This is a genomic window from Moraxella sp. K127 (assembly GCF_015223095.1).
GTDB lineage: Bacteria > Pseudomonadota > Gammaproteobacteria > Pseudomonadales > Moraxellaceae > Moraxella.
In genome coordinates, this window is record NZ_JADFBZ010000020.1 from 38,210 (window position 1) to 45,070 (window position 6,861).

Annotated in this window: 7 protein-coding genes; 6 read left to right on the top strand and 1 reads right to left on the bottom strand. The window is 43.9% G+C overall.

The window, feature by feature from the left end; genetic code table 11:
- Positions 1-244: 244 nt before the first annotated feature.
- The 5 genes from IM753_RS06045 to IM753_RS06065 all read left to right on the top strand — a co-directional run bounded on the left by IM753_RS06045 (position 245) and on the right by IM753_RS06065 (position 5,380).
- A complete protein-coding gene (locus IM753_RS06045) occupies positions 245-1,210 on the top strand; it encodes a metal ABC transporter substrate-binding protein (RefSeq protein ID WP_227514640.1) in 966 nt (321 codons plus the stop codon).
- Positions 1,211-1,399: 189 nt separating this feature from the next.
- Positions 1,400-2,425 (top strand): metal ABC transporter ATP-binding protein, encoded by a 1,026-nt coding sequence (locus tag IM753_RS06050; protein ID WP_304609641.1) that lies wholly within the window; start codon positions 1,400-1,402, stop codon positions 2,423-2,425.
- On the top strand, positions 2,422-3,267 hold the full coding sequence (locus IM753_RS06055) for a metal ABC transporter permease (protein WP_304609642.1): 846 nt from the start codon (positions 2,422-2,424) through the stop codon (positions 3,265-3,267). The genes IM753_RS06050 and IM753_RS06055 overlap by 4 nt, the downstream gene beginning before the upstream one ends.
- 113 nt (positions 3,268-3,380) lie before the next feature.
- Positions 3,381-4,517 carry a Fic family protein gene (locus IM753_RS06060; protein WP_065254902.1) on the top strand — a complete coding sequence of 379 codons (1,137 nt, stop codon included), beginning with the start codon at positions 3,381-3,383 and terminating at the stop codon, positions 4,515-4,517.
- Positions 4,518-4,537: 20 nt separating this feature from the next.
- Positions 4,538-5,380 (top strand): metal ABC transporter permease, encoded by an 843-nt coding sequence (locus IM753_RS06065; protein WP_194108903.1) that lies wholly within the window; start codon positions 4,538-4,540, stop codon positions 5,378-5,380.
- 6 nt (positions 5,381-5,386) lie between these two features.
- On the opposite strand, the gene upp is transcribed toward IM753_RS06065, so the two are convergent.
- The gene (upp, locus tag IM753_RS06070) at positions 5,387-6,016 is read right to left on the bottom strand and encodes a uracil phosphoribosyltransferase (RefSeq protein ID WP_194108904.1); all 630 of its coding nucleotides are present in this window, start codon (positions 6,014-6,016) and stop codon (positions 5,387-5,389) included.
- 358 nt (positions 6,017-6,374) lie between these two features.
- Here upp and IM753_RS06075 point away from each other — a divergent pair, with 358 nt between their 5' ends.
- Positions 6,375-6,794 carry an adhesin gene (locus IM753_RS06075; RefSeq protein ID WP_194108905.1) on the top strand — a complete coding sequence of 140 codons (420 nt, stop codon included), beginning with the start codon at positions 6,375-6,377 and terminating at the stop codon, positions 6,792-6,794.
- Positions 6,795-6,861 lie beyond the last annotated feature (67 nt).

Genomic DNA, 6,861 nt, shown 5'->3' on the forward strand with positions numbered 1-6,861 from the left:
TCAAAGAATATTGACATTTTAAAATGTTAAATGTTGATTTGACAAAAACCTTGCTATGATATTGGCAGGGTTTTTTGTATATTTTTTGTCAAACCCCTTGATTTTTTAACGATTAATGAGTATTATTATCATCCAAATTCCTTATTTATAACATGTTTTTTTTGATGTATGTTTAAGGCGTATCTTAAACCAGTTATATAGTTAATAAGGGTAATTTCAATTTATTGATGTGGTTGGAAATTTTATGATGATACCTTCTTTTGAGTTAAAAAAATGGGCGACCTGCTTGGGACTTAGCCTTGCTCTCATCGGCTGTGGCAACGACAAGCCTGCCGAACAAAAAACCGAACAAGCCCCCACGCCCACCGCCCAAACCGACAAAATGACGGTGGTAACGACCTTTACCATTATTGAAGACATTGCCCAAAATGTCGCAGGAGACGCAGCAGATGTTGAGTCCATTACCAAGGCAGGGGCAGAGATTCATGACTATGAGCCGACCCCAAAGGACATTGCCAAGGTCAAAGAAGCTGATTTGATTTTGTGGAATGGCATGAATTTGGAGCGTTGGTTTGAAAAATTCTATCAAGATGCCAAAGACATTCCTGCGGTGGTGGTAACGGACGGTATCACGCCCATACCGATTAAGGCAGGCTCATATAAGGATTTGCCAAATCCGCACGCTTGGATGTCCACGTCTAACGCCCTGATTTATGTGGAAAATATCAAAAACGCATTCATTGCCCACGACCCTAAAAATAAAGAAGTGTACATCAAAAATGCCGAGGAGTACGCCCAAAAAATCAAAGCCATGGACGAGCCACTGCGTGCCAAACTTGCCCAAATTCCTGAAAATGAGCGTTGGCTCGTTACGTCAGAAGGGGCGTTTAGTTACCTTGCCAAAGATTATGGGCTAAAAGAAGCCTATCTGTGGGATATCAACGCCGAGCAACAAGGCACGCCCCAACAGGTCAAGGCACTGATTGACACGGTCAAAACCAACAAAATCCCTGTGGTATTTAGCGAAAGCACCATTTCGGACAAACCTGCCAAACAAGTCGCCAAAGAAGCAGGGGCGTATTATGGCGGTGTGCTGTATGTGGACAGCCTAAGCGAAAAAGACGGGGCGGTGCCAACCTATCTTGATCTACTTAACGTAACGGTAAGTACGGTGGTTAAAGGATTTGAAGACGCAAAAGTTCAAAAATAATTGACAAGGCGATTTGGCAAGATAAAATACGGTATCTTGCCAAATTTTTGATTTAAAAAATATGGGAATATGAGCGTTTTACATTAAACGGTAGGGGCGAATTACATTCACCTAAATCCCCAAAATACCATTGATTTATCATACCAATTTCAAAAATTTCTATCTTTTTTAAATCAGTTTTCAACAGTTATGACACACATTCACGACTTAACCGCCAGCATAAGCGTTCAGGAGTTGTCCGTGCGTTATGCCAACGGTCATCACGCCCTTTTTGACATGAATTTTGCCCTAACAGGTGGGACGACTTGTGCCTTGGTTGGGGTAAATGGCTCTGGCAAATCCACGCTGTTTAAGTCCATTATGGGACTGATTAAGCCCCAATCAGGGCGGATTTTGCTCTCTGGTCTACCCATTAACACCGCCCTAAAACAAAACCTAGTCGCCTACGTTCCCCAAGCCGAAGAAGTGGACTGGCAATTTCCCGTGTCGGTCTATGATGTCGTGATGATGGGGCGGTATGGCTATATGAATTTTTTGCGACTGCCTAAGGCAACCGACCGCCAAAAGGTAGCGGACGCCATGGCTCGGGTGGATATTTCTCATCTAAAAGATAGACAAATCAGCGAATTGTCAGGTGGTCAAAAAAAACGAGTGTTTTTGGCTCGCTCGCTCGCCCAAGAAAGCAAAATTATCCTGCTTGATGAGCCGTTTACAGGCGTTGATGTCAAGACCGAAAAGGCGATTATGGCGTTGCTTGACGATTTGCGAAGCGAAGGGCATTTGATTTTAATCTCCACGCACAATCTAGGGACGATTCCAGAATTTTGCGACCAAGTGGTGATGATAAATCGCACCGTGCTGGCAAGTGGTACGACCAAAGAGACCTTTACCCAAGAGAATTTGGAGAAGGTGTTTGGGGGCGTGTTACGACAAATTCGCCTGGCAGGCAAGGACTTGCACGATGACGATGACAGTCGTGCCGTTACGATTTTGGCGGACGATGAAGTGCCTGCGGTGTTTTATGGGGTGCATGACGGCACACCCGAGCGTAGCCACTGCGATGAGACCGCACAGGCAAGCCGTGTGGGGCAGGTCAATATGAACCAAAAACGGGCAAAAAATGACGGCGTGCAACTGTACAACCCAAAAACCGACACCACAACGCCCAGCCTTACGCCAAATTCAAATCCAAACCCAAATAAGGATACGCCATGAGTGAGCTGTTTGCCCTGCTTGCCGAGCCGTTTGCTTATGAATATATGGTAAAAGCGATGGTGCTGTCGTCTGTGGTCGGTGGTGTGTGTGCGTTTTTGTCGGCGTATTTGATGTTAAAGGGGTGGTCGCTTATTGGCGATGCCTTGTCCCATGCGGTCGTGCCGGGGGTGGCGATTGCGTATGCACTCGGCTTGCCTTATGCGATTGGGGCGTTTTTTTCGGGGATATTGGCGTCTTTGGCGATTTTGTGGGTTAAATCTTTGACAAACCTAAAAGAAGATGCGGTGATTGGCTTTATTTTTACCACGTTTTTTGCGTTGGGACTGTTTATCATCTCTATCAATCCCACGTCTGTCAATGTTCAAGAGATTATTTTTGGCAATATTTTGGGCATTAGTGATACCGACATGATACAAGTGGGCATTGTCATGGCGGTGTCGCTTGGTTTTTTGCTTGTTTTTTGGAAAGATTTACTGCTTGTCTTTTTTGATGAGATTCACGCCAAATCGGTGGGACTGTCGCCCAAAGTGTATCAAGTACTGTTTTTTAGCCTGCTGTCTGCGTGCGTGGTGTCGGCACTGCAAACGGTGGGAGCGATTTTGGTGATTGCGATGGTCATCACCCCAGGGGCAACGGCATATCAGCTGACCGATAGATTTCGTCCGCTTATCCTCATCGCAGGGTTTTTGGGCGTAACCACAAGTGGACTTGGCGTGTATTTAAGCTACTACCTAGACGGGGCGACAGGGGGTGTGATTGTGTCGCTACAAACGCTGTGTTTTGTGGGGGCGTTTTTGTTTTCGGGGAAGTTTGGGGTTTTAAGACGAAAGAAGTTGGCATAATTGCAAAATGGCTTTTTCTTAAAATAAAATCAGAGCTTATTTTAAGAAAAAGCATTTGCTTAAAATAAAAAGATTTGTTATTTTAAGCAAATGCTTTTTTGATTGGAACAGCGATGAATATCCAAAAAATAGAAAATTTTCAGGCAGGTGTTTGGCGTGAACGCTATCAATACAAGAGTTTTGAACCAACTAAGGTTAATGCCTTGTGGATTTGGGAAGAGCCTGCCATTAATTTGCACCTTGAACGTGCCACCAAAGCACTTGGAGAGTTGAATGCTTTTTCGCTTATTGTGCCTGATATTGATTTGTTTATTCAAATGCATATTACTAAAGAAGCCCAAACATCAAGCAAGATTGAAGGAACACAAACCCAACTTGATGAAGCTTTGATGCCAGAAGAGCAGATACAGCCCGAAAAAAGAGATGATTGGCGTGAAGTACAAAACTACATCAAAGCCATGAATCAAGCGGTGAATGACTTAAAACGTATCCCTTTGTCCAATCGTTTGCTAAAAGATACGCACCATGCTTTGATTAAAGGGGCAAGGGGCGAAGGGAAATTGCCTGGCGAGTTTCGCACCAGTCAAAATTGGATAGGTGGCTCTAATCTGTCAGATGCAGCCTTTATTCCGCCACATCATGAAAATGTGGTAGAGCTCATGAGTGATTTGGAATTATTTTGGCATAATGAAAATGTCGCCGTTCCCCATCTGATTCGCATTGCCATTAGTCATTATCAATTTGAGACCATTCATCCTTTTTTGGATGGTAATGGACGGGTGGGGCGACTGTTGATACCTTTGTATTTAATCGGGCATGGCGTATTAGAAAAGCCTTCTTTTTATATTTCGGATTTTTTTGAACGCAATCGTGCCAGTTATTATGATGCTTTGATGGCGGTGCGTTTGCGTCATGATTTATTGCATTGGATTTTGTTCTTTTTAAATGGTGTTGAAGAAACAGCCAAAAAAGGATGTTTGGTATTTAGGCAAATATTGAAATTGCAACAAGAGCTGCAAGGTATTGCCATGGGCATGGGTAAGCGTGCTGAATTGGCAGGTGCTTTTTTAAAAATATTGTACTCTAATCCAGTGCAAACCCCTAAGTCCGTTCAGCAGTTACTGGATATTTCGCCTGCCACCGCCAATTCTTTGTTAAAAGACTTTGAAAGCAGTGGTATTTTGCAAGAAATCACAGGTGGGAAAAGAGATAGAGTGTATGCCATGTCTCGTTATATTGATATATTTTAAAAAATAAAGACCGTGATTTTATGAGCTTTTTAAACTTTCTCACCGAACCCTTATCCCACACTTTTATGCAACACGCTCTATTATCATCGGTCGTTGTTGGGGCGGTGTGTGCGGTGCTGTCGTGCTATGTGGTGTTAAAGGGCTGGTCGCTCATGGGCGATGCGATTAGTCACGCGGTGTTCCCCGGGGTGATTGTGGCGGTGTGGGCAGGACTCCCGATGTCGCTTGGGGCGTTTGTGGCAGGGCTGTTTTGTGCCGTATCGGTGGGATTTTTAAAAAACAACACCCGTATCAAGGAAGATACGCTCATGGGCATTGTCTTTGCAGGAATGTTTGCCGTGGGGCTTGTCATGTTTACCAAGATAGACACCGACCAGCATTTAAAGCATATTTTGTTTGGCAATCTGCTTGGTATCAGCCGTGACATGCTTATCCAAACGATGATAATTTGTGGAGCGATTTTGGGGGTGGTGCTGTTAAAGGGTAAGGATTTATTGTTGTACTGCTTTGACCCAAGCCATGCCCGTGTGGCAGGACTGTCGCCCAAATTGCTTCATTATGGGTTGCTTATTCTGCTGTCTGCCACGATTGTGGTTGCCATGCAAGCGGTTGGCGTGATTTTGGTGGTGGCGATGCTTATCTCCCCTGGTATTACGGCATTTGTCTTGTGCAGACGATTTCATACCATGCTCGCTGTGGCGGTGGCAAGTTCGTGTTTGACCAGTTTTTTGGGCGTGATTTTAAGTTTTCATCTGGATTCGGCAACGGGGGCGACGATTGTGCTTTTGCAGGCGGTGGTGTTTGTTTTGGCAATTATCATCTCAAAAATAAAAGAAAAACGCCAATCATTAAGACTGGCGTAGGGTGGTTTAGCGAGTGCCAAAAATCTTATCGCCAGCGTCCCCAAGACCAGGGATGATATAGCCGTCTTCGTTGAGATGACTGTCAAGCGATGCGGTAAAAATCTCAACATCAGGGTGAGCGTCATTGACAAGTTTCACGCCTTCGGGGGCGGCGACCAGTACAAGGGCTTTGATGCTTTGACAGCCATGTTTTTTTAGCATATCAATGGTGGCAACCATACTACCGCCCGTAGCAAGCATGGGGTCTAGGATTAGGGCAGGGCGTTTGTCGATATCTTTGACAAACTTTTCAAAAAATGGCACAGGTTCAAGCGTTTCTTCATCACGTTGTAAGCCGACAAAGGAGATTTTGGCGGTGGGAAGTAGGTCAAGCACGCCATCTAACATACCAAGCCCCGCTCGCAAAATCGGCACAAGCGTTACCGTCTTGCCCTTGACTTGCGTGCCTTTAATGGTGCTACCGTCCCAGCCGTCCATGTCAAAATCTTCGGTCTCGAAATCACGGCTCGCTTCATATGCCATCAGTCGTCCAAGCTCGTTGGTGAGCGTGCGAAACTTATAGGTGGAGCAGTTTTTTTCTCGCATGAGCGACAATTTGTGGCGGACAAGGGGATGATTGATGACGGTAATTTGCATGATAATTCTCAATAAAAGGACAAAATGGGAAATTTGGCGTATTTTACCATTTAAGTGGGGTGGTATGAAGTGCTTTCGATAATTTTTTAATGAGAATAAAGTACAAATGTAAATACGGTTGTACTTATAAACCATTGATAAACCTAAGTTTTTCCAAAATGTAACAAATCATTTCAAAATAGCCCTTATGTCACCACAAACGCCAAGTCAGCAATAATTCTTTACTGTTATACAGTATCAAGTTTAGTTTTCTTCTTATATAATGCCAATCAAGATAAAACAGTCTTATTTGATAACTGGGACTGTTTAATTTGATGATCATATTTTGTTTTATTTACCTTATTTTTAAGGAGTTCTTATGAAGGCAGTTAAATTTATCGTCCCAATCTTCGCTCTTGGCGTTGCTTTTACAGGTGTGGCTCATGCAGAAGCGACCATGGATGCTGCAAAAGCTGACAATACCGCCACGAAAGTAAGACAGGTATCATACAGCTGTGGCACAGGCGGTGCAGTCAAGGTCACTTACGGCTTTAATAAGCAAAAGTTGCCAACTTATGCCGAAGCCAACCTAGGTGGCAAAACCCGTTTTTTGCCAATCAACCTAAACCGCTCTGACATTGCAGGTACATTCTTTGGTGATGAAAACAGCTGGACGTTAGATACTGACGCACTGACTTTGGGTAACTACCACAAATCAGACATCATCATCCAAGACCCAGAATCACAAATCTCTTATAAAGATTGCCGTGTGGTTCGCACCAAAAAAGTAAAAGGTTAATCTTATTTTAAGCCATGCCATAACCATCTATAAAAAGACAGACGCAAGGCTGTCTTTTTTGTTTATA

Coding starts and splice junctions, on each gene's coding strand:
- IM753_RS06045 (WP_227514640.1), top strand. CDS start 245: ATGATGATACCTTCTTTTGAGTTAAAAAAATGGGCGACCTGCTTGGGA.
- IM753_RS06050 (WP_304609641.1), top strand. CDS start 1,400: ATGACACACATTCACGACTTAACCGCCAGCATAAGCGTTCAGGAGTTG.
- IM753_RS06055 (WP_304609642.1), top strand. CDS start 2,422: ATGAGTGAGCTGTTTGCCCTGCTTGCCGAGCCGTTTGCTTATGAATAT.
- IM753_RS06060 (WP_065254902.1), top strand. CDS start 3,381: ATGAATATCCAAAAAATAGAAAATTTTCAGGCAGGTGTTTGGCGTGAA.
- IM753_RS06065 (WP_194108903.1), top strand. CDS start 4,538: ATGAGCTTTTTAAACTTTCTCACCGAACCCTTATCCCACACTTTTATG.
- upp (WP_194108904.1), bottom strand. CDS start 6,016: ATGCAAATTACCGTCATCAATCATCCCCTTGTCCGCCACAAATTGTCG.
- IM753_RS06075 (WP_194108905.1), top strand. CDS start 6,375: ATGAAGGCAGTTAAATTTATCGTCCCAATCTTCGCTCTTGGCGTTGCT.